A 24,962-nucleotide genomic window follows, 5' to 3' on the forward strand; every position below is an offset into this window, starting at 1 on the left:
GTTCACCAGCGTCAGCGGCGAACAGATATTATTAGGCACGCCAATCTTTGAGCTAAAACCACCGGTTTCCGCCCGAAACTCAATCTCAACCCTTTATCAGGGCCTTTGCCTGCGTGACCCAGCCGTCCCGCGCGATCCGGCCAGCAAAACCAAGCTGGTCGTCGATGCGCTGCACGTCCTTATCACTCCACAAAGCGACATCGGCATAACGCCGCACGCCCATTCCATTCAAAACCTGCTCCAGCTTCGGACCGATGCCGGAAATCCGCTTCAAGTCGTCCGTCTGCGTTTCGGCAACGCGGGCAACCGTCTGCCGCTTCGGCTTCTCGGCCTTGGCCGCAACAACCGCAACCGGCTCCGCAGCAACGGGCTTGGCCTTTACCGGCCGAGCCTTGCCCGGAGCCTTGGCAACCACCTTCGGCTTCACAACCGGCGCAGCCTTCACGGCAACCACCGGCGCTTCCGCTAGCTTGGCCACCTTTGCTACCGGCATTTCATCCGCCGCAACGCCGGTCTTCTGCGCCGTTTCGGCCAGCCCCTGCATCGCACCCAGCATGAAGCCGGCAATCTGGCTGGTCATACCGAAGCCGATCGCCGTTACCGCCGCCATTGCCGCCGCCGGGTGCTGCATCAGCGGATGCAGCTGCCCCATCGGCACGTTCTTCAGCCACTCAGCCATGCCAAATGGCTCGTTGCCAACCGGAGAGCCGGATGAGGTTGCGGCAGAACCTGTCTGCGTCCCCCTCCCCGTTTCGTTCCCCGGCCCGGCCATGCCGCTTACTCCGCTGCCGCCAGCACCGCGCCATGCGACGAGGCGTTGCGGGTGTATTCGTCGATGCGCGCTTCCATCTCGGGACGGAAGTTGCGGATCAGACCCTGGATCGGCCATGCGGCCGCGTCGCCGAGCGCGCAGATGGTGTGACCTTCAACCTGCTTGGTAACGTCGAACAGCATGTCGATTTCACGCTTCTGGGCGCGGCCCTGAACCATGCGTTCCATGACGCGCATCATCCAGCCGGTACCTTCACGGCACGGCGTGCACTGGCCGCAGCTCTCATGCTTGTAGAAAGCAGCGAGACGCCAGATGGCCTTGATGATGTCGGTGGAGCGATCCATCACGATGATGGCGGCAGTTCCGAACGACGATTTCACATCGCGCATACCGTCGAAATCCATCGGCGCGTCGATGATGTCCTCGCCCTTGACCACCGGACAGGACGAGCCGCCCGGAATGACGCCGAGAAGGTTGTCCCAGCCGCCACGGATGCCGCCGCAATGGCGTTCGATCATTTCGCGGAATGGTGTACCCATCGCGTCTTCGAACGTGCAGGGCTTGTTGACGTGGCCCGACACCATGAACAGCTTGGTGCCGACATTGTTTGGACGGCCGATCGCCGAGAACCACGACGCACCACGGCGCAGGATGGTCGGGGCAACGGCGATCGACTCGACGTTGTTGACCGTCGTCGGGCAACCGTAGAGACCCATATTGGCCGGGAACGGCGGCTTCAGGCGCGGCTGGCCCTTCTTGCCTTCGAGGCTTTCGAGAAGTGCTGTTTCCTCGCCGCAGATATAGGCGCCGGCGCCGTGATGGACGTAAATGTCCATGTCCCAGCCAAGCTTGTTGTTGATGCCGAGAAGACCGGCGTCATAGCATTCGTCGATCGCCGCCTGCAGCGCTTCGCGCTCGCGGATATATTCGCCGCGCACATAGATATAGGCGACATGCGCACCCATGGCGAAGCTCGCGATCACGCAGCCTTCGATCAGCGTATGCGGATCGTGGCGCATGATATCGCGGTCCTTGCAGGTACCGGGCTCGGATTCGTCGGCGTTGACGACGAGATAATGCGGGCGGCCGTCGCTTTCCTTCGGCATGAAGGACCATTTCAGACCGGTGGGGAAGCCAGCACCACCACGGCCACGAAGGCCGGAAGCCTTCATCTCGTTGATGATCCAGTCACGTCCCTTTTCCAGGATCTGCTTGGTGCCATCCCAGTGGCCACGGCTCATGGCGCCCTTGAGCGACTTGTCATGAAGGCCGTAGATATTGGTAAAAATGCGATCTTTATCGTCGAGCATGGTTCACCTAACTTATCGCGGCTTCTTGCCGAAAACTTTGATGTATTCGGCTTCGCCGCCCTTGGCCAGCGCCTTGGCTTGCTTGACCCAATCGTCGCGTTCAATGCGGCCCTTGAAATTCAGATAGCCGTCCACCCATTCGCGTTCGGCCTTCTTCCAGCCAGCAACCTGCGTGAAGGTGAAGATGCCGAGTTCGTGGAGCGTGCCTTCGATCTTCGGGCCAACGCCGGAGATCAGTTTCAGGTCATCCGGAGCATCCGGCTTTGCAATGCCGGCAGGACGGTTCTTGTCCTCGAGCGACGGCTTTGCAGAAACGCCGCCTTCAGCCTTGGTTTCGCCAGAAACCTTGTCGTTCGCAGCGGATTCGGACTTTGCCGTCACCGGTGTCTTCAATGTCGGATCGGTTTCCGGGGCATCGGTCTTGGCGCGGGCAGAGTTCGATGGCGGCACGCTGACGGCGGCGTCATCGCTGGCCTTCTTGGCGCGCGGCGCTGCCGGCTTCTTTTCCGGGGTGAGCAACGTGGTCAATCCACCGACAGGAGCCGAGAAGATACGGTCGATCTGCGGGCCTGGCTTGACATCGACGCCCTTGCCTGCGTCGAAACGGTCGATGATGTATTCCAACTGCGGAACCGTCAGGTCTTCATAGGTGTCCTTGAAGATCATCACCATCGGGGCGTTGACGCAGGTCCCCTGACATTCGACTTCTTCCCAGGACAGCGTGCCGGCTTCGTTCGGCGTCAGCGGATTGGGATGAATGCGCTTCTTGCACAGGTTGATCAGGTCTTCCGAGCCGCGCAGCATGCATGGCGTCGTGCCGCACACCTGGACGTGCGCGCGCGTGCCGACCGGCTTCAGCTGGAACTGGGTGTAGAAGGTCGCGACTTCAAGCACACGGATATAGGGCATGGTCAGCATGTCGGCGATGCTTTCGATCGCCGCCTTGGTGACCCAGCCATCCTGCTCCTGCGCCCGCATCAGCAGCGGAATGACCGCAGATTGCTCGCGGCCCTTCGGATATTTCTTGATCGTGGCCTTGGCCCAGACGGCGTTTTCCTTGCTGAACGCAAAGGCCGCTGGCTGGACGTTTTCTTCGGCTAGTCGACGAACGGACATTCTTCCCGCACCTTATCAGTTAATCGAACCGCACCGCGATGTCGTCAGGGTGACGAATTCGCAGGCATAGGCTGACTGGTCTTTTTGTAAAAATACGATGTAGCGCGTGCCGTTCGGCACTGCGGCCCTGATCTCATAGCCTTGGCTCAGAAGCCTGCCCATGCCGCTACCCGACGAACCGCTCATCGCAGGTTCGCCGGACTTCGGCGCGGTTTCCTGCGCAAATGCAGGCGCTGCAGCAAGCGTCGAGGCCAAAACTGTCAGGACCATTCTGCGCATCAACGATCAACCTCGCCGAACACGATATCGAGCGAGCCGAGAATGGCGGAAACGTCCGCTAGCTGGTGGCCGCGACAGATGTAATCCATGGCCTGAAGATGAGCGTAGCCCGGGGCGCGGATCTTGCAACGATACGGCTTGTTGGTGCCGTCGGAGATCAGATAGACGCCGAATTCGCCCTTCGGCGCTTCGACGGCTGCATAAACCTCGCCCTCCGGCACGTGATAGCCTTCGGTGTAGAGCTTGAAATGGTGGATCAACGCTTCCATCGACCGCTTCATCTCGCCACGCTTCGGCGGCACGATCTTGCCGTCAAGCGACGACACCGGTCCAACCTTGGCATCGCCAAGCAGGCGGTTGACGCACTGGCGCATGATCTTGGCCGATTCTCGCATTTCGATCATGCGGATCAGGTAACGGTCGAAGCAGTCGCCGTTCTTGCCGATCGGAATGTCGAAATCCATGTCGGCGTAGCATTCATAGGGCTGCGACTTGCGCAGGTCCCAAGCGGCGCCGGACCCACGAACCATGACACCGGAAAAGCCCCAGGCCCAGGCATCGTCCAGCGTCACGACGCCGATATCGACGTTGCGCTGCTTGAAGATACGGTTGCCGGTCAAAAGTTCATCGATATCGTCGACGGTCTTCAGGAATGGATCGATCCACTTGCCGATGTCCTCGACCAGCTCGTGCGGCAGGTCCTGATGGACGCCGCCCGGACGGAAATAGGCCGAATGCATGCGCGCGCCACAAGCCCGCTCATAGAACACCATCAACTTTTCGCGCTCTTCAAAGCCCCAGAGTGGTGGCGTCAGCGCGCCGACGTCCATGGCCTGCGTCGTGACGTTCAAGAGATGCGACAGGATACGGCCGATTTCCGAGTAGAGAACACGGATCAGTTGGCCGCGGATCGGCACTTCCGTCGCCGTCAGCTTCTCGACCGCCAGCGCATAGGCGTGTTCCTGGTTCATCGGCGCGACATAGTCGAGCCGGTCGAAATAGGGCACAGCCTGCAGATAGGTCTTGGTCTCGATCAGCTTTTCGGTACCGCGATGCAGAAGACCGATATGCGGATCGACACGCTCGACGATTTCGCCGTCAAGCTCGAGAACAAGCCGCAAAACGCCGTGCGCCGCAGGGTGCTGTGGTCCGAAATTGATATTAAAATTGCGGACGTTATGTTCGTTCATTGCCGCTTGCTCCAAGCCTGACAAGCCCGCATGTTCGCGAGCCCTCGGCCTTCATTTCACTTCGCGTTTGCTTTTTCATCGCCAGGCAGAACGTAATCCGTTCCCTCCCAGGGCGACATGAAATCGAAATTGCGGAATTCCTGCTTCAGTTCGACGGGCTCATAGACGACGCGCTTGACTTCATCATTATAACGAACCTCGACGAAACCGGTGGTCGGGAAGTCCTTGCGCAGCGGATAACCTTCGAAACCATAGTCGGTCAGGATTCGGCGCAGGTCGGGGTGGCCGGTAAAGAGAATGCCGTACATGTCGTAGGCTTCCCGCTCGAACCAGTCGGCGCCGGGATAGACGGCGCAGGCCGACGGCACGGGCTGATCTTCGCCGGTTGCAACCTTGACGCGGATGCGCAGGTTCTGCTTCGGCGATAGCATGTGATAGACGACGTCGAACCGATCCGGACGCTGCGGCCAGTCGACACCGCAAATATCCGTGAAGTTAACGAAGCCACAGCGGGCGTCGTCACGCAGGAACGTCAGAAGCGCGATAAGGTTGTCGGCCGTGGACGTCAGCGTCAGTTCGCCATAGCTGATGACGGCATCCGAAATCAACGCACCGCGTGTTTCGCGAATGTAAGTAGCAAGTCCGTTCAGGGCTTCACTCATGTTCAAGTCCCCTGCCCTTACCGTTCGATCGTGCCTGTGCGGCGAATCTTCTTCTGCAGCAGGAGCACACCATAAAGGAGCGCTTCTGCCGTGGGAGGACAGCCCGGCACATAGATATCGACCGGCACAACGCGGTCACAGCCGCGCACTACCGAATAGGAATAGTGATAGTACCCGCCACCGTTGGCGCAGGACCCCATCGAGATGACGTAACGCGGCTCAGGCATCTGGTCATAGACCTTGCGCAGAGCCGGAGCCATCTTGTTGGTCAGCGTACCGGCGACGATCATCACGTCAGACTGACGCGGTGAAGCGCGCGGTGCAAAGCCAAAGCGCTCGGCGTCGTAACGCGGCATCGACATCTGCATCATTTCGACAGCGCAGCAGGCCAGACCGAAGGTCATCCACATCAGCGAGCCGGTCCGGGCCCAGTTGATCAGTTCGTCGGTCGACGTGACCAGAAAACCCTTGTCGGCGAGTTCATTGTTGATCTCGCCGAAATACTTGTCGTTGCTACCGATCAGCTGGCCGGTCGAGGGATCCACGATCCCCTTCGGCTTTGGCGCAACGAGCGTCGTGCTGGATGTCAGTTCCATTCCAGCGCTCCCTTCTTCCATTCATAGATAAAGCCGATGGTCAGCACCCCGAGGAACGACATCATCGAGAAGAAGCCGAACCAGCCCATATCCTTGAACGATACCGCCCAAGGAAACAGGAACGCCACTTCAAGATCGAAGATGATGAAGAGAATCGACACGAGATAGAATCGGATATCGAATTTCATACGGGCGTCATCGAAGGCATTAAAGCCGCATTCGTAGGCCGAAAGCTTTTCGTCGTCAGGCGCCTTGTAGGCGACGGCGAACGGCGCGATCAGCAGCGCCAGCCCGATAACCAGCGATATACCGATGAAAATCGCGATCGGAATGTAGGAGCCGAGAAGATCTGTCATTGTATCCGTCCCTGCCTGCGAGGCGCGCTGGAGAAGCGCAAAACAAAGGCTCACAGGCCGAAAAATATGTTGCAACGCCAAAGTGGTTAGCGCAGCCAGCGCCGCTGTGCAAGCCTTGAGAACGGTTTTCACCCCCTTGTGTCGCGGGAATGAAGACCGCCCAAAAGCTAGCATCTCCAGTGAGCAGGCGCAAATACCAGGGAATCGCGGCAGCCCTTTGCAAGACAGAGCGCCAAGCCCTTGCGCCGCAACGCCGGGGACATATGGTCGCGCTCGCTAAAATCGATTGAAATCAGAAGGCAGAAACCCCGGACGGGAGCAATGAAAGCGTACCTGGCGGACCAACGGGAGCTGCAACAAGACTGCATGGCCCCTATCCGCGTTTTGCATGGGTGGCGATGGAGCCCGCCCCACTTCCGCCCGAAAATCCACGGCTGACCGCGCAACACCGAAGGCTGTCTTTAGCGCATTTCGCAACCCTGAAGAACAAACACAACCTTCACGCAAGCTTGTATAGGCAACATCACCCTAATAGAGGGACGGCTCATGGACGATATTCCCTGGCATGAGAGTGTTTTATTCGAATTGAACGACCGTCAAGACGTGATCACCGTCTCCAGCTCGCTGGAAGCCGCAGACCTTCTGCTCAACAAGTGGCCGAAGAAGCGTGGACCCAGCTACAAGCTGGCGGTTATGACCTGCCTCGATTCGTTTCGAGGGAAACAACCGCCCGAACTTGTCCGGCAGGATCTGATCGCCGCGGCGATCGAAGCGCATATCTATGTGAAGCCGCGCTCTATCAACACCTGATCACGATGGCCCGTCATTAGCATAGCGGGAGGCCGGCCTGCCCGATAGGCATCCGCCGCAAATTTCGTCATTACCCGCAAAGGTGCAGCGGAAGATTTGCGTACCGTGAAGGAATCGTGGGCTGCCCCTTCCCCCGCCGTCATGCGGAAATGCGAGCTTCATGCGGCCGCCCGCGCATGTCAAAAGACGGCAAGAACCGACCGGGACCTGAGGTCCCGTCGGCTTTCAAATCACACTTGCATTTGAAATCTTAGCGGAAAATGGCGCGAGTGACGGGGCTCGAACCCGCGACCTCCGGCGTGACAGGCCGGCACTCTAACCAACTGAGCTACACCCGCGCATTATAGTACAAACCACCCGGACATAAGCAGAAACTGCTATTCTTGAAATGGCGCGAGTGACGGGGCTCGAACCCGCGACCTCCGGCGTGACAGGCCGGCACTCTAACCAACTGAGCTACACCCGCGCATTTCATTTCAAGTCGTCCAGATGCTTTTGCATCCGCTCGAAGCGGCTAGGCCGTTTCGATGAGCGGCTAACTACGAGGTTCGTCTTTGGGTGTCAAGCAGGTTTGGAGACAAAACAGTGACAGCCATCGAATTGTTTCCACAGGCTCGAAAAAGCGTCCTTCAAAATTTCACAGGAGCAACCAACGCACCTCCGTTTCGATCATAATTTGTCCCGCCGCCCTTCCCCTTTTTGTCTCCACAGTAGCAATGCCGGTTTTCCACATCCGATTTGTCAGGCGACAGCCAGCGATACCGGGACTTTGAAAAAAAAACGAAAAAATCTTCCAATCCGCTCTTGCGGTTTTCCGCCGATACGCATAGATCACGGCCACCGACGCGGCAGACACTGCTTCTGCTTCGCGAAGGGCGATTAGCTCAGTTGGTAGAGCGCCTCGTTTACACCGAGGATGTCGGGAGTTCGAGTCTCTCATCGCCCACCATTTTCTTTTCATCTAAATTTGACAGCATCCCTCCATCCGGGTGTTTTTGCGCGTTTCCTTAAACAGCAGCATCAGAGCCTCTTGCCATATGGCAGAGGCGTTGCCATCTGTGGCGAGCAAAATTAAGGAGCCTGCCCCTCCACGGACTGGACAGCCGGGACTGGGTATCGAGGCGTTAAGAGGGAAATATCACATGAGGAAAGCAATTCTGGCAGCGACGCTTGCTGCAGGCCTTACTGCCTGTAACGCCATGCCCGAAATAAGCCCTATCCCTGGCAGCATCACCTATGGCGGCCAGCCGGCAACCAAGTTGACCAAAGCCCCGGTCGGCAGCGTCCTTCATCACCAGCTGAACGACCAATATGGCAAGCGCGCCGAGGAAACCTACATCATCCAGCCTGACCGCTCTCTGAGGCTCGTGCGCAGGGAGCAAATCGTCGACCCCAACTAAATCCGCCCGCCTTCGCGGACGAATTTCACGGCCTGAAATCCAAGGCGCGACGCTGTCGCTGGCTAAACCTCTTCCTTTTTCCGGACCGGCGCCTTGCGCTTGGGTTCTTCCGGAGCGTCCGGCAAATAGGGCTTTTCGCCCTTCGGCGTCGGCGCCAGGAGGTTTTTCAGCGCCGACAGACGGTCCCTGAGCAAGGGCCGAAACCGCGTCGCGCGATAGGGCATGTCGGCGGCGCCATACCCTTCCGGCCCGTCGTCATTGCCCCGGTGGATTTCGGCCAGTTTCACACCGATGAATTCCCCATCGATGTAATGCTTGTAAGGCCCGACCCAGCGAATCGTATAGATTTGGCCTTTGCGGATGCCCTGATCGATCGAGACGTTCTTGAACTTGTCGTCGATGCAGACGACCTTTTGCCCAACATGAAAATTGTACATCGGCGGAACCCTTCAGCGGCAGTCTGCGGGCGCATGCTCCCGCGACGTAAACCTTCGTCTTCAGATAGCTGTGTTCTCCCGCCTATTGCAACGCGGAAACGGCAAGAATCGTCGGCCTGGTTTTGTTCTGCGCGTGCCGGGACGCATCACGCCGATTGGTATTGTTCTTCGCTCACCAGTTCCATCCAGTCGACCGCCTTGCCGTCAAGCGCTTCCTGGATGGCGATATGGGTCATGCCGGTCGTGGCAGTGGCGCCGTGCCAGTGCTTTTCACCCGGCGGAAACCAGACGGTATCCCCCGCCTTGATTGCGCGAACCGGCTCACCCCAGGTCTGGGCAAGGCCACTACCGGATGTAACGAACAGCGTCTGACCGAGCGGATGAGTGTGCCAGGCCGTTCTTGCTCCCGGCTCGAAGGTGACGGACACGCAGCGCATGCGGGCCGGCTCCGGCGCATCATGTATCGGGTCCTGCCGAACGTTGCCGGTAAAATAATCTGCCGGTGGGCGAACGGATGGGCGCGATCCGCAAGCTTTGATCTCCATGGCGATAGGCTCCCTGATATTTGCCGCCATCCGGCGGACGTCACTAATAGGCGGAACATAGCGCGTTCCGGCCCAATGTCTCCCCGTCACATCCGAGACCACGCTTCAGCAAACTCCACAATCACAGCGTATGGATCGTTACGTCCGGGCAGGCCGTGCGGGCGATGTCGCAGAGATGCTGATGATGGGTCAGATAAATCACCTGCCCAACCCCTGCCATTTCCGCCATCAAGGAAAAGGCGTGCCCGGCACGTCCATCGTCGAAGGTCTCCATGATGTCATCGGCGATGAAAGGCAGCGATTCGCGTGTCGTGGCGATCTCGTGATAGCCGGCCATGCGCAGCGCCAGATAGAGCTGGAAGCGGGTGCCCTTGGAAAGATCGCGCGCCAGTTTCGATCCACCACCGGCAGCATTGGCGATCAAGAATTCCTCGCCCTTCTCGGCCTGTGTCGTCAGCCCTACATAGTCACCGCCGCTGATGACGCTGAACGCCGTTGACGCCCGGCGCATCATCGCGCTGCGATGACGCTCGCGGTAGAGCCTGAGCGCCGTTTCACCAGCCAGAATGCCCATGCGCAGCCGCAGATAGGCGGTCGCGCGCTCCTCGATCTCCGCCAGCACCGTGCGGCGCTTTTCCTCGATATGGGCCGCTGCATCGCCGCCACCGATGGCCGCCAGCGCCCTTTCGGCATCGCGCCGTTCAGCATGCAATTCGGCACCGTCGCGCTCGGCCTGTTCAAACCGGGCCTGCAAGGCCGCCATTTCCAGCCGTAGGCCGTCTGCGTCGACGGCACTCAGCAGCATTTCCGCTTCATCGGCACGTCCAACACCAAGCCGGGCGGCCAGATCGGCCTCAGCCTCGGCAATCCGCTCGCGCAGTCGCTGACGCGCCTTGACCGTTTCCAGATGGGCGCCGACTTCCAGCAGCGAGCTGCTGTCGAACAGATCCAGCATGCCGCGCTTCTGTGCGTCGTGGCGTTCGCGCGATTCGCCCAGCGCCCGCCTTTCCGCGATGCGAGCATCATTCTCGTCCGAAAGACGCCGGAACAACGTTTCCTGCCGCTCGGCACCGGCCAACCGGTCGCGAATCGTCTGAACAACGAGGAGCGGTTCATCCGATACTGCGATGGCAAGTTTTTCAGCCAGCGTCCGGACAATGGTTGCGAAGGCCAGTTGATCTTTTCGCATGCCATCGATTCGATGATCGAGATCAGCCTTGCGCTGGATCAGTTTGTCCAGATCCTGAAGGATTGTCAGGACAGGCGTAATCTCCTGTGGCGACAAGGGCGTTGTTGCCTCGGCGAGCCACGTGGCACCAATAGCCTCCTGCCAACGCGTGCTCCACTCCGCCATGTCCTCGGAAGCGGCCGACCATGCGGCCGTGCGCAAGCGCAGCGCAGCCCCGGCCCGCTCCACCGTTTCCGCAGCCGTGACATGCGCCCGGTGGGCGGATTGCAGATCGTGGATAATATGCTCGGCAAAAGCAATCGCATCCTCCAACCGCGCCGGCATGCCCTTCACCACACCGCCGTGCTCCAGCACCTCTGTCAGTCGCTGCATGGCCTTGGCTTCATCCGCCACGGCAAGCCGCGCGTCCTGCTGGGCTGTGCGCAGCTGGTTACGCACCTCAAGCGCCGCCACCCGCCGCCCAAGCCACGCCACCAGCTGGTTCAGCTTGGTATTCTCGGGCAATCCACATTCAACAGCTGCAGCCGAAATCTCCGACCTTAGCGCGGCAATCGCGGCATGCGCCGCCTCATGTTGCTGACGGAACGCCAAAAGCTTGCCGTTACGCTCGGCGACGGAGAGCGAAAGTCCCCTTGCCTGCGCAAGGTCCTGCGAATGCGCCAGCCTGAGGGCCGCTGCCTCGTCGTCCTTCTTGAGCACGTTTTCGAAAACGCGGGCGCTGTCAGCGTCCAGTTGTGCCGCATGCGCCTGCCAGGCACGGTCGCGCTCCTGGCGCAGCGTCAAGGCGGCATCGTCGGCAGTAAAGCCGCCTGTCCGTGTCAATTCGTGAAGCTTGGCTTCATCGCCAGCCGTCAGCGCCGCCTCTTCGGCAATACGGTCGTCAAGCCGCTTCAGCTGTTCCGTCAGCGTTGCCCGCCGCTCCGTCCATTCGGCAAGGTCGGTTTCCTCGGGGACGGAAATGACCGTCAGGCTATCAGCGTCGAACGAAGCGGGCGACAGCGTTGCAAGCTTGTCAGCCAGGAGGTCTTCCAGCGCTGCGATCTGACGGTTGGCCGTCTGCTGCCGCAGCAGGCAATCATTCTGACGCAGAGTCCGTAACATGTCAGTCAAAGCAGCGGGTTCCCCGCCCTGCGAAGAGCCGCCGGACACAAGTGCCGCCTGAACCTTGAGCGCTTCCGCATTTTCCGCCTCGGAAAGCGTCTTTTCCCGCAGGGCAGCATCCAGCCGCTCGTTCAGCGCGGCATGCTTCTGTGCCAGATCTTGCAGCCGGCCGGCGATCGCGGCGGGCAGGATGAGTGCAGCGGCATCAGGCATGTCAGCCCGCTCGAGGCGACCGACACGGACAGCAATGTCGGCGGCGATCTTGGCACGCTCGTCAAGCCGATTCGGCATATCGCTGGCAGCCGTCCGGTGGCGGGCTTCCAGACCTGAATTTTCCAGATCGCGGATATCCCCAGCCAGCGCCAGCACCGCCTCATCCCGCTCGATGGCAATGACTTCAGCGGCTCTGCGGTCGATATCGGCGTCCAGCTGCACCAACCGGGCGTCGATTGTGGTTTCCTCACGCTGCAATTGCGGCAAAAGGGCATGCCAGGCGGCTGGTGGCTCCGGCAGGTCGGCGAAAGCAGCAAGCTCGGAACGCTGGCCGCGCAATCGGGCGAGAATCGGCAGCGCTTCGATGCGGTCGCGGGCGTGATCGAGAGACACGCGCAGTTCAGCCCGTGCCTTTGCGGAGGCATCATGCCGCTCGGCAGCTGCGTCGCGCACCTTGCGCAAAGCGGCAAATTCGCGGGCGTTGATATCGATGGCGGCTTTCTCGTCCTTCAGTGCCTCAAGCTCAGCTTTCAACTCCGCCAGCTTATGTTTCCGGCCCTGCGGCTTGTAGAAAGCATCCGCCTGAGCTTTCAACCCGGATAAGATGGCGCTGCTGTCCGGCAAGCCGGAGCTGGCCGAAAACAACAGGGCGCCAAGCTCCCCTTCACTTTTCAGGATACTTTCGCCGCCCTTTTCGATGCTGTCGTCATCGAGCGAAAACATCATCTGATAGGTCGCCCGGTCGATCGAACCCAGGGCCGCTGAAAACAGGTTGTCCGGCAGCGGCTGGTCGTCAGGCCCCAACAGAGAGTTCTGATTGCGCTTTACCCGCGAGACGGAATGCACCCTGCCCCCGGTCTCGATGACGCCGCCGACCCGCATGGTCGCATAGGGATGCAGAAAACCGTAGCCGCTCAGCCGCTCGATGCCGAACAGCAGATCGAGGAAAGCGGAAAACAGCGTTGATTTTCCCGCCTCGTTCGGGCCGTAGACGAGATGAAAATCTGCATGTCCGGGGCGTGCGTCGCCGAAATTCAGACTGCGGCCGGTGAATTTTCCATAGCGAAGCAGATCGAGACGGTTAAGACGCATCAGAGATCGGCCCCCGCATCACTGCCATGCAGATAGGCAAGCACATCATCACTGCCGGCAAGAGCGACAGTTTCGGCCAACCGCACGGCCGCCTTCTCGTCCCCGGCCAGGCTTTCGCGCAATTCGCGCGGCAACTGCAGCAACAGTTCATCGAGCACTGCGCTGGCTTCCTGGCGAAAGGCGTGGGACGTCAGTACGTCGGTGCGGATCAGGCTGGCCAGTTCCTCCACCGGGTCAGGGCCGGTCAAGGTCGTTTCTGCGTCCATGCCCCGGCAATCGATATCGACTTTCTCAATCCAGCACCCATTGAGACCGGCGCCAAGATTGGTGATTTCGGCCAAGAGGAAATCGGGATCACGCCTGAGCTTCCAGACCAGCGGCGTTGTACCGGTCAGTGAGATTCTGAGGATGAGATGGTCAGCATCGGCCCCGTTCCGGAGCGACGGCAGAGTTTCGCCTACCCTCTCCAGCATTTGCCGCCAGTCCTGTACGCCGGTCAGGTCGATCGCAACACGCTCGAATACCGCCTGTCCGATTGGATGCTCGCGGTACCCCAGTACACCATCATCACCGATGGTAACCAGTGTCACTGTCTTCGGCCCCGCCTCGTTGATGTCACGCCCCTGCGGCATGCCAGGCATGACGACCAACGGGTTCTCACAGTGAACCTGCCGCATGTGGACATGGCCGAGCGCCCAATAATCAAAACCGTGTCGCGCCAGTTCGGCCACGTTTGTCGGCGCATAGGGATCATGGCCCGGCGTACCGGCAAGGCTGGTGTGCAGCATGCCGATATTGACGGCATCGGCAACCGGCGGCTGGAAGGATGGCAAGAGGCTGTCAGGCGCATGCGGATTGGCAAAACTGATGCCGTGGATATGGACGCCACGGCCATCGCCGAGAGATTTGGCAAGCACCGGCTTTGCCCGGCCAGCGAACACATGCACATTGGACGGAAAGGTCAGCTCGCGGGTCATTGCCGACTGCGAATCGTGGTTGCCGCGAATGAGGAACACGCTGATCCCCGCCGCCTCCAACCGGCGCAGTTCGCTCGACAAATAGAGCGCCGTGTTCATCGATGTCTGGGATCCGTCGTAGAGATCGCCAGCGATCAGCAGGGCATCGACACTCTCTGCCAGGCACAGGTCTACGATCCTTGCAAGGGCGGTGCGGGTCGCACCGCGTACCAGTGCCGCAAGTTCCGGATTTTTCAACGCAAGACTGCGCAAGGGTGAATCGAGATGAAGATCGGCGGTATGGACAAAACGAAAGGGCATGGCGGACCATGGCCTGCCGTCCGGCCTTGCGTCAATGCCACACATGCCTCGCCGCAGGGTCTATTCAGCGCTTTCAACACAGCAACATTATTGGGGAAATGCGGGACCTTGGCGCAAGGGTCCCGAATTAGACTTGACTATAACGCTAACAATACCGTCATTTGACATGGCCCCTCACAATATCCATATGAAACATCATGAAATCCACATTCGAAGTCTCCGACAAGCTCTTTGAGCTTTACCATCGCGTTCACCGCCTCATCAACGAATCGATGACGGAGGAAGGCGTGTCGTTGGCGCGCAGCAAATTCCTGTTTTTCCTCAGCAAGCTTGGTCCCTGCCGGTCGACTGATATCGCCGGCGCGCTGAATTTTGCGCCGCGGACGGTGACGGAAGCCATCGACGGGTTGGAACGCGACAAGCTGGTGGTGCGCAAACCGGATCCGGAAGACCGCCGGGCAAAGATCGTGTCGATCACCGATGTCGGACGCGTCGTTCTGGAAGCCGCCGAACATCCGCGCAAGCAACTGATCGAGGAAATCTTCTCGGCGCTTGACGATCAGCAGCTCGACCAGATGCACGACATCGTCAGCCGGCTTGTGGTCAAGGCGGAAGAGATTCGCAAACGCAAGGAAACCGAAGAGGCTGGCAGCAAGGCCGCCGAATAAACGTCCCGCTCGCCACAGCCTTTTGCCTGCGAACAGACCAAATAGAAAAGGCCGGAGCATCATGCTCCGGCCTTTTCCGTTTCCAGGACTTAAGCGATTACATCGCGTTCATCGTACCGATCGAGAAGAACAGGGTTTCGCCCGAGGAATCATCGACACCGTCATTGTCGGTGACCACGAAACCGTTGCCGGCCGCATCGACGGTAAAGCCTTCGACCTTGTCGACGACGTAACCGTTGGTGGCCTTCAGGTCAGGGATGAAGTCGCGAACCTCTTCCTTCTTGACGACCGGCAGGTCGCCGCCGAGCTTGGCTGGCTTCAGATCTGCAAGAGCCACGCGGTACAGCTTCTTCAGCTTGGCAGCCTGGCCGATCAGGTTGTCGCGCTCGATGATATAGGCATAGTCGCCATGAGCCGTGATTTCGGACAGGCCGACCCAACCGCTTTCCGTCTTTTCGAGCGGGTAGCGCACAGCGCCCCATTCCTTCGACGAAGGCTTGTAGGAAACCAGCTTCACAAAACCCTTCTCGTCATCGCCCCATTCGCGCTGCACGGCCATCCACAGCGTCATGTCGTCGCCTTCACCGACGCTGGTGATGCCTTCGAAGCCAAAGCGCTTTTCGTGAGCGCGCAGTTCGGCAGGAATGGCGATTTCCTTATCGATCTCGCCCTTCGCCGTCACATGAATGATGGCATGCGAGTAGAGCTTGTCGGCATCGCCTTCGTTGGCCAGCCAATAGCCGCCTTCGCCATCGGGCGTCACACCTTCGCTATCGAGCTTCTGAGCTGCAGCACCGTTGCGGGTGATGCGCAGTGCATCGACGATCTTCGCCGGCTTGGCGGTCGCGTCGATCGTGAAGATGGTCGGCTGCGAAGCGTAGAAAGAATCGTTGACGGCAAGGAGCATGCCCGGCTTGTCCTTGACCGGTGCGAGGCCCGAAAGCGCGCCAAAACCGATCAGCTCTCCGTCCTTTTCGGTGGAGACGATCTGCGGATAGGCCGCCTCGCCTTCCGCGCGCTCATAAAGCATCACATGCGAGCGTGCGCCGCCGTCTTCGACGAGGTCAACTTCGTTGGCGGTCGCCAGAAGATTGCGGCCCGGGATGGCCACGGCACCTTCCGGGCTTACGCCGGACGGCAGAAGCTGGAGAAGTTCAGGCTCTGCGCCGGTGTCCTTGTAGACCCCGACGATGGAGGCGCGCTCTGCCAGAACGAAGAACAGGTTGTCGTCACCGAACTTGGCGACTTCCAAGCCCTCCGGCTCGACACCCTTCTTGTTGCGCTTGTCCGGGTAATGGCCGATCTTGGCGATCTCGCGCTCAAAGCCCGCGCCGTTCTCATAGAGAACCTTGCCGTCCTTGCTGAAAATGGTGAAGCCGCGCGCGCCACCCTTCCAGTCACCTTCATTGGCAACGACGAGGCGGTTGTCATCCAGCCACTTCACGGCGTCAGGCTCGCGGGCAACGTCCTTCATCTCGCCGGTGAACTTCAGCGCACCGTCCTTCTTGGTGTCGACACCTTCGAGGCTGACGGTTCCGGCGGAGAAGTGCGACTTCACCGTACCGGTCTTGCCGTCGATGATGACGACATAGTTGTTTTCCTGCAGCGTGAGGGCAACTTCGTCGAGGTTGTTGAAGGAAACGAATTCCGGTTCCGGATCTTCGCCAGCCACGTCGGCGAGACCGGTCAGCGTGACATGCTTGATCGAACCGCAATCGACCATGCCATCCTTGAGCGACAGGAGAACAAGATCACCGGCCGGCATCTGCGGCAGGTCGCCGTCATTGACCTCTTCATCGCGCTCGTTCTCGATGGCGATGGCAGCGATCGTCCTGTCCTTGTTCAGCGCGATCGAGTCCGGCTGACCACCGAGATCGCAGGTCGTGTCGATCTTTTTCGAAGCGAGGTCGACCTGGGCGATGAGGCCCGACGGCTTGACGAAGCTTTCGCGCGTGTTGACGGCGACAAGCGCCTTGCCCGAGGCAACCGCGACTGACGTCGGCTCGCCTTCGAAGGTGACAGAACCGGCTGCCTTCGGAGCCTTGGCGTCGGTGATGTCGATGATGCCGATCGCCTTGTTCGGGCTGTCGGAGTAAACAAGCGTATTGCCGTCTTCGGAAGCGGCGATGATTTCGGCCGAAGTCGGCGTCGCCTTGTCCTTGCCCTCAGGCAGGTTGTCGGCGACCGCGAAGGACGCGATACGGTTGAAGACCGGCTCGGCGAGAGCCACGGATGCCGTCGAGGCGGCCAGCGCTGCGGCGAGTGCCGCAGTCAACGAAAATCTCTTCATGATAAACCCCCTTGGTAAATCGGATACCGGGGGGTTTTGATCGCGCTCTGTAACAGGCGCATGACAGGATGAACAGATTAGACATTGGGCACGAACCGATGGCGAAACGCGTCCGCAAATGAAAAGAGGCCCAGGAAAAACCCGGGCCTCAAATCAACCTGCTATCGAACCGTTGGCGTTTTCACCACGGTGCTGCAGACGAAACATGAAACTTAGTTCACGGCGTCCTTGAGACCCTTGCCGGCCGAGAACTTCGGCACGTTGCGGGCAGGGATATCGACTTCTGCGCCGGTGGACGGGTTGCGACCCTTCGATGCTTCGCGGCGGCTGACCGAGAAGTTGCCGAAGCCAACGAGGCGAACGTCGCCGCCGTTCTTCAGTTCTGCCTGGATAACGTCGAAGATTGCATCAACTGCAGAAGATGCATCTGTCTTCGAGAGTCCGGCCTTCTCGGCAACTGCGGACACGAGCTCATTCTTGTTCATGTTTCCACCCCTTTCAATACTGGTTCGAAACGACTCAATTTTCAAGCCGAGGGAAGCATACGCGCGCCCCCCGCCTTGGCAAACCCAATCGCTCCGAATCCCATGGAATGCAAGGCTTTGCGCGGAGTTTTACATAAAAAAGACCGGCAAAAATGCCGGTCTTCCACTGTTTCTGCTCCAAATCAGTACGCAACCTGCGGCAGGCACTGCTTGAAGTTCAAGTCAAGCCCTTAGTGGGCAATCGACACGCCGGCGTCATCGGCCGGATCGGCCGTTGCAATCGGTGCCGCCTGCTTGGAAGGATCCCATTCGATCGCAACCGGAACCCGTACCAGCGCGTGGCTCAACACCTCGCCGATATGGGAGACCGGAATGATCTCCATGAGGTTCTTCACGTTGTCCGGAATATCCGCCAAATCCTTGGCGTTTTCTTCCGGGATCAGCACCTTCTTGATGCCGCCGCGAAGCGCTGCAAGCAGCTTTTCCTTCAGGCCGCCGATCGGCAGGACACGGCCGCGCAGGGTGATTTCACCCGTCATCGCCACGTCCTTGTTAACGGCAATCCCGGTCATGATCGACACGATCGCCGTTGCCATGGCCACACCGGCGGACGGACCGTCCTTCGGTGTAGCACCTTCCGGCACGTGCACATGGATGTCGCTCTTGTCGAACAATGGCGGCTCGATGCCGAAGTCGATCGCACGCGAGCGGACATAGGATGCCGCCGCCGAAATCGATTCCTTCATCACGTCGCGCAGGTTGCCGGTCACCGTCATGCGGCCCTTGCCGGGCATCATCACGCCTTCGATCGTCAGAAGCTCGCCGCCGACTTCCGTCCAGGCGAGACCGGTGACGACACCGACCTGATCGGTACGCTCGGCTTCGCCGTGACGATAGCGCGGAACACCGAGATAGTCGTTGATGTTCTCGGCAGTGACTTCGACCTTGCTGGTCTTGCCCTTGAGGATCTCGGTCACAGCCTTGCGGGCGAGCTTCATCAGCTCACGCTCCAGGCTGCGAACGCCAGCTTCGCGGGTATAGGTCTGGATCACCGCAGACAACGCACCATCCGTCACCGAGAATTCCTTCGGCTGCAGAGCGTGGTCGGCGATTGCCTTGGGCAACAGGTGCCGCTTGGCGATCTCCAGCTTTTCCTCTTCCGTGTAACCGGCAATCCGGATCACTTCCATGCGGTCCATCAGGGGCGCCGGAATGTTCAGCGTGTTCGCCGTGGTGATGAACATCACGTTCGAGAGGTCATATTCGACCTCCAGATAGTGGTCCATGAACGTCGAGTTCTGTTCCGGATCCAGCACCTCCAGGAGCGCCGACGACGGATCGCCGCGGAAATCCTGGCCCATCTTGTCGATTTCATCGAGCAGGAAGAGCGGGTTGGACTTCTTGGCCTTCTTCATCGACTGGATGACCTTGCCGGGCATCGAACCGATATAGGTGCGGCGATGACCGCGGATTTCGGCTTCGTCACGAACGCCACCGAGTGCCATGCGGATATATTCGCGGCCGGTCGCCTTGGCGATCGACTTGGCAAGCGAGGTCTTGCCGACACCCGGAGGACCGACGAGGCACAGGATCGGCCCCTTGATCTTCTGCGAGCGCGCCTGCACCGCCAGATACTCGACGATCCGTTCCTTGACCTTGTCGAGACCGAAGTGATCGAGATCGAGAACCTGCTCAGCATGGTTGAGATCGGTCTTGACCTTGGACTTCTTCGACCACGGAATGCCCAGCAACCAATCCAGATAGTTGCGCACGACGGTGGCTTCCGCCGACATCGGGCTCATCTGGCGCAGCTTCTTGACTTCCGCATCGGCCTTTTCACGGGCCTCCTTGGACAGCTTGGTCTTGGAGATACGGTCTTCCAGTTCGGCCATCTCGTCGCGGCCTTCCTCGCCGTCGCCAAGCTCCTTCTGGATCGCCTTCATCTGTTCGTTCAGGTAGTATTCGCGTTGGGTCTTTTCCATCTGGCGCTTGACGCGCGAGCGGATGCGCTTTTCGACCTGCAGAACCGAAATCTCACCTTCCATGAAGCCGAGCGCCTTTTCAAGGCGCAGCTTGACGCTGGTCGTCTCAAGCATTTCCTGCTTTTCGACGATCTTGATGGAGAGATGCGATGCGACGGTATCGGCCAGCTTCGAATAGTCCTCGATCTGACTGGCGGCACCGACGACTTCCGGGGAAATCTTCTTGTTGAGCTTCACATAGCTCTCGAATTCCGACACCACGGAACGGCTCAGCGCTTCGATCTCGACCGGATCTTCTTCCGGCTCGGAAAGCGGATGTGCCATTGCCTCATAGAATTCTTCACGGCCTGTATAGCCGTCGATCTCGGCGCGCGCGCGACCTTCGACCAGAACCTTGACGGTGCCGTCAGGCAGCTTCAACAACTGCAGCACATTGGCGATAGTGCCGATCTGATAGATCGCACCTGGTTCCGGATCGTCGTCGCTGGCGTTGATCTGGGTGGCAAGCATGATCTGCTTGTCCGTGCCCATGACTTCTTCCAGCGCACGGATCGATTTTTCACGGCCAACAAACAGCGGCACGATCATGTGCGGGAATACCACGATGTCGCGCAGCGGCAGCACCGGATAGGTCGCGCTCTCGATTGCCGGAGACGTTTTGCTCGTCATGTCATTTCCTTTCCGTCCCGTTTCCGGGCCCGTTACCCGAAGCGTTCAAGGGCGCTTCCGGTCCTCATTCTTTCCACTGTCAAGTGGAGTGTGTGACGTCTGTTTTCAACCCTTTCGCCGACTACCGACCTGGGAGGCGGCGTAGCCGGATAGTAAACGGCATCTGACTGTTGCGGGCCTTGCCGCAGGAGTTAACGCACACGCTTCGTGCCGGACACATCGACACAGAATCGTTACATAATCGCGTTGTTATCCGCTTTTAGCAATCGCTGATTCTCGCGAATATTCCTCCCGCAGTGACATCCAGCGGTCAAGCTTTCGACCGATGGATATCCGCAGAATATGCAGGGCTGACCTGCACTTATTGCTTAGGCGCGCTGACCGGCAGGCACGGTGTACGCCGTACCGGAAACTCTACGCATGAAAAAGGCCCGCACATGGCGGGCCTTTTAAAAAAACTTCCGATCCGGTCAGGCCGAAACGTTGGCCTTTTCCTCGGAACGCTCCGAGTAGATGTAGAGCGGACGGGCAGATCCCTTGACCACCTCGTCGGAGATGACCACTTCGCGAACGCCTTCCAGGGTCGGCAGTTCGAACATCGTATCGAGCAGGATCTTTTCCATGATCGAGCGCAGGCCGCGCGCACCGGTCTTGCGGATGATCGCCTTGCGGGCGATTTCGCGCAGGGCATCCTCGTGGAAGGTCAGTTCGACGTCTTCCATTTCGAACAGGCGCTGGTACTGCTTGATCAGGGCGTTCTTCGGCTCAGACAGGATCTGGATCAGTGCCGGCTCGTCGAGATCCTCGAGCGTTGCCAGAACCGGCAGACGGCCGATGAATTCCGGGATGAGGCCGAACTTGACCAGATCTTCCGGCTCCAGTTCGCGCAAGACTTCGCCGACGCGGCGGTCTTCCGGAGACTTCACCGAAGCGCCAAAGCCGATCGAGGTCTTTTCGCCACGCGCCGAGATGATCTTGTCGAGACCAGCAAAAGCGCCACCGCAGATGAACAGGATGTTGGTCGTGTCAACCTGCAGGAATTCCTGCTGCGGATGCTTGCGGCCACCCTGCGGCGGAACGGAAGCGACCGTGCCTTCCATGATCTTCAACAGTGCCTGCTGCACGCCTTCGCCCGAAACGTCACGGGTGATCGATGGATTGTCGGACTTGCGCGAAATCTTGTCGACTTCGTCGATATAGACGATACCGCGCTGCGCCCGCTCGACATTGTAGTCAGCAGCCTGGAGCAGCTTCAGGATGATGTTCTCGACGTCTTCGCCGACATAACCGGCTTCGGTCAGTGTCGTGGCGTCAGCCATCGTGAACGGGACATCAATGATGCGGGCCAGTGTCTGGGCAAGGTAGGTCTTGCCGCAACCGGTCGGGCCAACGAGCATGATGTTCGACTTTGCAAGCTCGATGTCGCTTCCCTTCGCGGAATGCGCCAGACGCTTGTAATGATTGTGGACGGCAACCGACAGGATGCGCTTGGCCTGCTGCTGGCCGATGACGTATTCGTCGAGAACCTTGATGATCTCCTGCGGCGTCGGAACGCCATCGCGGGACTTGACCATCGAAGTCTTGTTCTCTTCGCGGATGATGTCCATGCAGAGTTCGACGCATTCATCGCAGATGAACACCGTCGGTCCAGCAATCAGCTTGCGGACCTCGTGCTGGCTCTTTCCGCAGAAGGAGCAGTATAGGGTATTCTTGGAGTCACCGCCGTTGCTACCGCTGACTTTGCTCATATCACTTTCCTTCCAGCACGCCGGACACCTCTGGCAAGGTGAAACGGACTACTCAACCCGCTCCGCACATTTTCCGCCTTCATGCGCAAAATGACGGCGCTTTCGGGAGTACGAACCGGCTTCAAACAACCATGTTTGATGTCCGGCAGCAACGAATCTCCCACCGAATACCGAATGCTAGGACTTCAAACTTCAACATAGCATTAACGGTCGATATTAACGGCTTTGGCCTGCGGATAAAGCCCTATGAGAGTTACAATTGTGTCACAAATGCATCTATCCGCACACAAAAGCTTGAATTTATGCGTCCGGCGTTGATTCCATGGCCTCACGCGACGTGATGACCTTGTCGACAACACCCCAGCTCAGGGCTTCGTCCGCCGTCATGAAGTGGTCACGATCAAGCGTCTGTTCAACCTCTTCATAGGTCCGGCCCGTGTGCTTGACGTAGACTTCGTTGAGGCGGCGCTTCATCTTCAGGATATCGCGGGCATGCCGTTCGATGTCGGAAGCCTGCCCCTGGAAGCCGCCGGACGGCTGGTGAACCATGATGCGGGCGTTCGGCGTGGCAAAACGCATGTCCTTGTGGCCGGCGGCCAGAAGCAGCGAGCCCATCGATGCGGCCTGGCCAATGCACAGCGTCGAAACAGCCGGTTTGATGAACTGCATCGTGTCGTAGATCGCCATGCCGGCGGTAACGACGCCACCCGGCGAATTGATGTAAAGGGCGATTTCCTTCTTCGGGTTTTCCGCCTCGAGGAACAGCAGCTGGGCGCAGATCAGCGTCGCCATGTGATCTTCGACAGGCCCCGTCAAAAAGATGATGCGTTCTTTCAGGAGACGCGAAAAGATATCGTAGGAGCGCTCGCCGCGATTGGTCTGTTCAACGACCATCGGCACCAGAGCCATAGCGGTATCAACGGGATTTCTCATGTCAAACCTTTGTCAATCTGGCGCGCAAACCCTTTTGCACACCGGGAATCATCGGGAATATCTCTTGTCCATACATAGAGTGTCCAAGTACCCGACTTCAAGTCGCGAAGTCTTCATAACGTTAATACACGCCCCGAACCGCAACGTTGCACGCCAAGCGCCTAGAGGATGGTTTAGCGAGTTCTAACGGTCAGGATAGAGTGCAGGCCGCCATTTCCGCTTTTCCACACAGGCTTTGGTGCATTCTGAGTGAAAAATCGGTAAATGCGGATCAAAGTTGCGATTCGATCGGCAGAATGCCGATGACGCCGGCAATCAGGCGGCGCCAGAAGCCGGCTTCCGGCTCGCGGCGAAGGACACGCACCTCATCGCCTTCGCGATCGTGCCAGCGCAGGCGTCCCTTTTCGAGCGACAGGCGAAAGCTGTTTTCCGGGCTGGTTTCGGCATCGAAAATTGCCTCGACCTCCCTGACCAAAGCGGGGTGAGTAAAGAGCACTCCCATTTCCGTATTCAGCGACGCCGAACGCGGATCAAAATTCATTGACCCGACGAACCCGGACTTTCCATCGACGGTAAACGCCTTGGTGTGAAGGCTGGCGCCGCGCGACCCGAACAGCGACATCCGCTGCTGATCGCCGATTTCGTGCGTGGCTTTCAATTCGAACAGGACCGCTCCGCTCCTCAGCAGAGCCTTGCGGTAATTGGCGTAGGCACCATGAACTGCAGCGACATCGGTGGCGGCCAGCGAATTGGTCAGAACCTCGACCCGGACCTGCCGCGCAACCATCCGCGTGATTTCGGCGATCCCCTGCACGCCGGGAATGAAATAGGGCGAAATCACCCGGACCCCATGCTGCGCCGATGTCAGGACCGGCATCAGCTCCCGCATGACCCAGTTGTTGCGCTTCTGCAGAAATGCCTTTTCCGGCGGGTCCGATACCAGCATGGCAGCGCTCGTCCAATGCAGCGCCGTATTGCCAGGCAACAAGACCCCGTCCGGTATCACGGCCTCGACATGGGCGAGATAATGCCGGCCGCCCGGCGTCGCCGCGACTGTTTCCAGCTTGGCTCTGAAGGCTGGCAGATAGTGCGCGCGCGGGGTGCGCAGCGAGCCGATCGGCACGACCACGGGACTGTTCCAGTAGCGGTCGAAGACCACAGCCGCATCGTCGGCGACCGGCCCGAGCATCCAGACATCGAGATCGCGGAAATTCGACTGTTCGTCGGCGTCGAAATAAGCGTCGCCGATATTGCGGCCACCAGCGATCACCAGCCGCCCATCGGCAATCCATTGCTTGTTGTGCATCCGCCGCGTGGCGCGAAAAGGCCGCATCATCATTTCGAGCCCGCGCTTGAAGCGGTCGGTGCGCGCTCGGCTTGGATTGAAGAGCCGCACCTCGATATTGTCGTGACCATCCAGCGCCAGGCACATGCGGTCATGCAGGCCGGCATTGATATCATCAAGCAGGAGCCGCACCCGGACACCGCGATCGGCAGCGGCCAAAACTTCGCGGATCAGCATCCGCCCGGTCAGATCGTTCTTCCAGTAATAATATTGCAGGTCCAGGCTGCGCCCGGCCCGGCGCGCCGAGGCGGCCCTCAATGCAAAGGCAGCGACATTGTCAGAGATCAGCGCAATTCCGTTAAGGCCGGCATGTTCCGCCAAAAGAGGCTCTGCCAGCCGATCGAGTTCCGTTTCAACGCCCTCTGGCTGCAGCGCGGACGAAGCCGGTCCCTGGAGCCGCCGCCCGAAACGGCCATAGGTATAGACGGCAACCAGCGCCAAAAAACCGAACACAGAAGCGGACAGAGCGACGATATGGGCGCGCATGTGACTACGGC

The 24,962-nt window shown here is 59.3% G+C and carries 21 protein-coding genes and 3 tRNA genes; 4 read left to right on the forward strand and 20 right to left on the reverse strand.

The window, feature by feature from the left end:
* Positions 1-85: 85 nt before the first annotated feature.
* From ACSQ3J_RS00400 to ACSQ3J_RS00435, 8 genes are read right to left on the reverse strand one after another with little or no spacing between them, the layout of a single operon-like run.
* Positions 86-772, reverse strand: a complete 687-nt coding sequence (locus ACSQ3J_RS00400; RefSeq protein ID WP_082511967.1) for a hypothetical protein — start codon at positions 770-772, stop codon at positions 86-88.
* Positions 773-777: 5 nt separating this feature from the next.
* Positions 778-2,082, reverse strand: coding sequence for an NADH-quinone oxidoreductase subunit NuoF (gene nuoF, locus ACSQ3J_RS00405; protein ID WP_060502132.1), 1,305 nt, complete (start codon positions 2,080-2,082; stop codon positions 778-780).
* 12 nt (positions 2,083-2,094) lie between these two features.
* Positions 2,095-3,198 (reverse strand): NADH-quinone oxidoreductase subunit NuoE, encoded by a 1,104-nt coding sequence (nuoE, locus tag ACSQ3J_RS00410; RefSeq protein ID WP_436038514.1) that lies wholly within the window; start codon positions 3,196-3,198, stop codon positions 2,095-2,097.
* A 15-nt stretch (positions 3,199-3,213) separates the two neighbouring features.
* A complete protein-coding gene (locus tag ACSQ3J_RS00415; RefSeq protein WP_436038515.1) occupies positions 3,214-3,477 on the reverse strand; it encodes a hypothetical protein in 264 nt (87 codons plus the stop codon).
* Complete coding sequence (locus ACSQ3J_RS00420) at positions 3,477-4,667, reverse strand: NADH-quinone oxidoreductase subunit D (RefSeq protein WP_037107744.1); 1,191 nt, start codon at positions 4,665-4,667, stop codon at positions 3,477-3,479. The genes ACSQ3J_RS00415 and ACSQ3J_RS00420 overlap by 1 nt, the downstream gene beginning before the upstream one ends.
* Positions 4,668-4,723: 56 nt before the next feature.
* Positions 4,724-5,329: an NADH-quinone oxidoreductase subunit C gene (locus tag ACSQ3J_RS00425; RefSeq protein WP_060502135.1), complete on the reverse strand. Its 606-nt coding sequence runs from the start codon at positions 5,327-5,329 to the stop codon at positions 4,724-4,726.
* Between the two features lie 17 nt (positions 5,330-5,346).
* A complete protein-coding gene (locus ACSQ3J_RS00430; RefSeq protein WP_037107732.1) occupies positions 5,347-5,925 on the reverse strand; it encodes a NuoB/complex I 20 kDa subunit family protein in 579 nt (192 codons plus the stop codon).
* The gene (locus ACSQ3J_RS00435; RefSeq protein WP_037107729.1) at positions 5,916-6,281 is read right to left on the reverse strand and encodes an NADH-quinone oxidoreductase subunit A; all 366 of its coding nucleotides are present in this window, start codon (positions 6,279-6,281) and stop codon (positions 5,916-5,918) included. The genes ACSQ3J_RS00430 and ACSQ3J_RS00435 overlap by 10 nt, the downstream gene beginning before the upstream one ends.
* A gap of 546 nt (positions 6,282-6,827) precedes the next feature.
* Between ACSQ3J_RS00435 and ACSQ3J_RS00440 the strand changes: the two genes are divergently transcribed.
* Complete coding sequence (locus ACSQ3J_RS00440; RefSeq protein WP_060502136.1) at positions 6,828-7,091, forward strand: DUF982 domain-containing protein; 264 nt, start codon at positions 6,828-6,830, stop codon at positions 7,089-7,091.
* A 261-nt stretch (positions 7,092-7,352) separates the two neighbouring features.
* Here the strand turns inward: ACSQ3J_RS00440 and ACSQ3J_RS00445 are convergent.
* A tRNA-Asp gene (locus ACSQ3J_RS00445) sits at positions 7,353-7,429 on the reverse strand.
* Between the two features lie 51 nt (positions 7,430-7,480).
* A tRNA-Asp gene (locus ACSQ3J_RS00450) sits at positions 7,481-7,557 on the reverse strand.
* Positions 7,558-7,964: 407 nt separating this feature from the next.
* On the opposite strand from ACSQ3J_RS00450, the gene ACSQ3J_RS00455 reads away from it, so the two are divergent.
* Positions 7,965-8,040 (forward strand) — tRNA-Val (locus ACSQ3J_RS00455).
* Between the two features lie 193 nt (positions 8,041-8,233).
* Positions 8,234-8,491, forward strand: a complete 258-nt coding sequence (locus ACSQ3J_RS00460; protein ID WP_060502137.1) for a lipoprotein — start codon at positions 8,234-8,236, stop codon at positions 8,489-8,491.
* Between the two features lie 62 nt (positions 8,492-8,553).
* On the opposite strand, the gene ACSQ3J_RS00465 is transcribed toward ACSQ3J_RS00460, so the two are convergent.
* The 4 genes from ACSQ3J_RS00465 to ACSQ3J_RS00480 form a co-directional block, all read right to left on the reverse strand.
* On the reverse strand, positions 8,554-8,928 hold the full coding sequence (locus ACSQ3J_RS00465; RefSeq protein ID WP_060502138.1) for a hypothetical protein: 375 nt from the start codon (positions 8,926-8,928) through the stop codon (positions 8,554-8,556).
* Between the two features lie 146 nt (positions 8,929-9,074).
* Positions 9,075-9,473: a (R)-mandelonitrile lyase gene (locus ACSQ3J_RS00470; RefSeq protein WP_060502139.1), complete on the reverse strand. Its 399-nt coding sequence runs from the start codon at positions 9,471-9,473 to the stop codon at positions 9,075-9,077.
* Positions 9,474-9,594: 121 nt separating this feature from the next.
* Positions 9,595-13,068, reverse strand: coding sequence for an ATP-binding protein (locus tag ACSQ3J_RS00475; protein WP_060502140.1), 3,474 nt, complete (start codon positions 13,066-13,068; stop codon positions 9,595-9,597).
* Positions 13,068-14,345, reverse strand: coding sequence for a metallophosphoesterase family protein (locus tag ACSQ3J_RS00480; protein WP_060502226.1), 1,278 nt, complete (start codon positions 14,343-14,345; stop codon positions 13,068-13,070). Before ACSQ3J_RS00480 ends, ACSQ3J_RS00475 begins: the two co-directional genes overlap by 1 nt.
* Before the next feature lie 197 nt (positions 14,346-14,542).
* Between ACSQ3J_RS00480 and ACSQ3J_RS00485 the strand changes: the two genes are divergently transcribed.
* Positions 14,543-15,013: a MarR family winged helix-turn-helix transcriptional regulator gene (locus tag ACSQ3J_RS00485; RefSeq protein WP_060502141.1), complete on the forward strand. Its 471-nt coding sequence runs from the start codon at positions 14,543-14,545 to the stop codon at positions 15,011-15,013.
* A 97-nt stretch (positions 15,014-15,110) separates the two neighbouring features.
* Here ACSQ3J_RS00485 and ACSQ3J_RS00490 read toward each other — a convergent pair whose 3' ends face one another.
* From ACSQ3J_RS00490 to ACSQ3J_RS00515, 6 genes are all read right to left on the reverse strand, one after another.
* On the reverse strand, positions 15,111-17,303 hold the full coding sequence (locus tag ACSQ3J_RS00490) for an esterase-like activity of phytase family protein (protein ID WP_060502142.1): 2,193 nt from the start codon (positions 17,301-17,303) through the stop codon (positions 15,111-15,113).
* Positions 17,304-17,515: 212 nt separating this feature from the next.
* Positions 17,516-17,788 (reverse strand): DNA-binding protein HupB, encoded by a 273-nt coding sequence (gene hupB, locus ACSQ3J_RS00495; RefSeq protein WP_037107702.1) that lies wholly within the window; start codon positions 17,786-17,788, stop codon positions 17,516-17,518.
* Between the two features lie 230 nt (positions 17,789-18,018).
* Positions 18,019-20,439: an endopeptidase La gene (lon, locus tag ACSQ3J_RS00500; RefSeq protein WP_060502143.1), complete on the reverse strand. Its 2,421-nt coding sequence runs from the start codon at positions 20,437-20,439 to the stop codon at positions 18,019-18,021.
* Positions 20,440-20,909: 470 nt separating this feature from the next.
* Positions 20,910-22,187, reverse strand: coding sequence for an ATP-dependent Clp protease ATP-binding subunit ClpX (clpX, locus tag ACSQ3J_RS00505; protein WP_060502144.1), 1,278 nt, complete (start codon positions 22,185-22,187; stop codon positions 20,910-20,912).
* A 300-nt stretch (positions 22,188-22,487) separates the two neighbouring features.
* Positions 22,488-23,120: an ATP-dependent Clp endopeptidase proteolytic subunit ClpP gene (gene clpP / locus ACSQ3J_RS00510; protein WP_060502145.1), complete on the reverse strand. Its 633-nt coding sequence runs from the start codon at positions 23,118-23,120 to the stop codon at positions 22,488-22,490.
* A 271-nt stretch (positions 23,121-23,391) separates the two neighbouring features.
* On the reverse strand, positions 23,392-24,951 hold the full coding sequence (locus tag ACSQ3J_RS00515; protein WP_060502146.1) for a phospholipase D family protein: 1,560 nt from the start codon (positions 24,949-24,951) through the stop codon (positions 23,392-23,394).
* Between the last annotated feature and the right edge of the window lie 11 nt (positions 24,952-24,962).

The sequence above is a fragment of the Rhizobium sp. LjRoot98 genome, from assembly GCF_964252935.1.
Taxonomy (GTDB): Bacteria; Pseudomonadota; Alphaproteobacteria; order Rhizobiales; family Rhizobiaceae; genus Pararhizobium.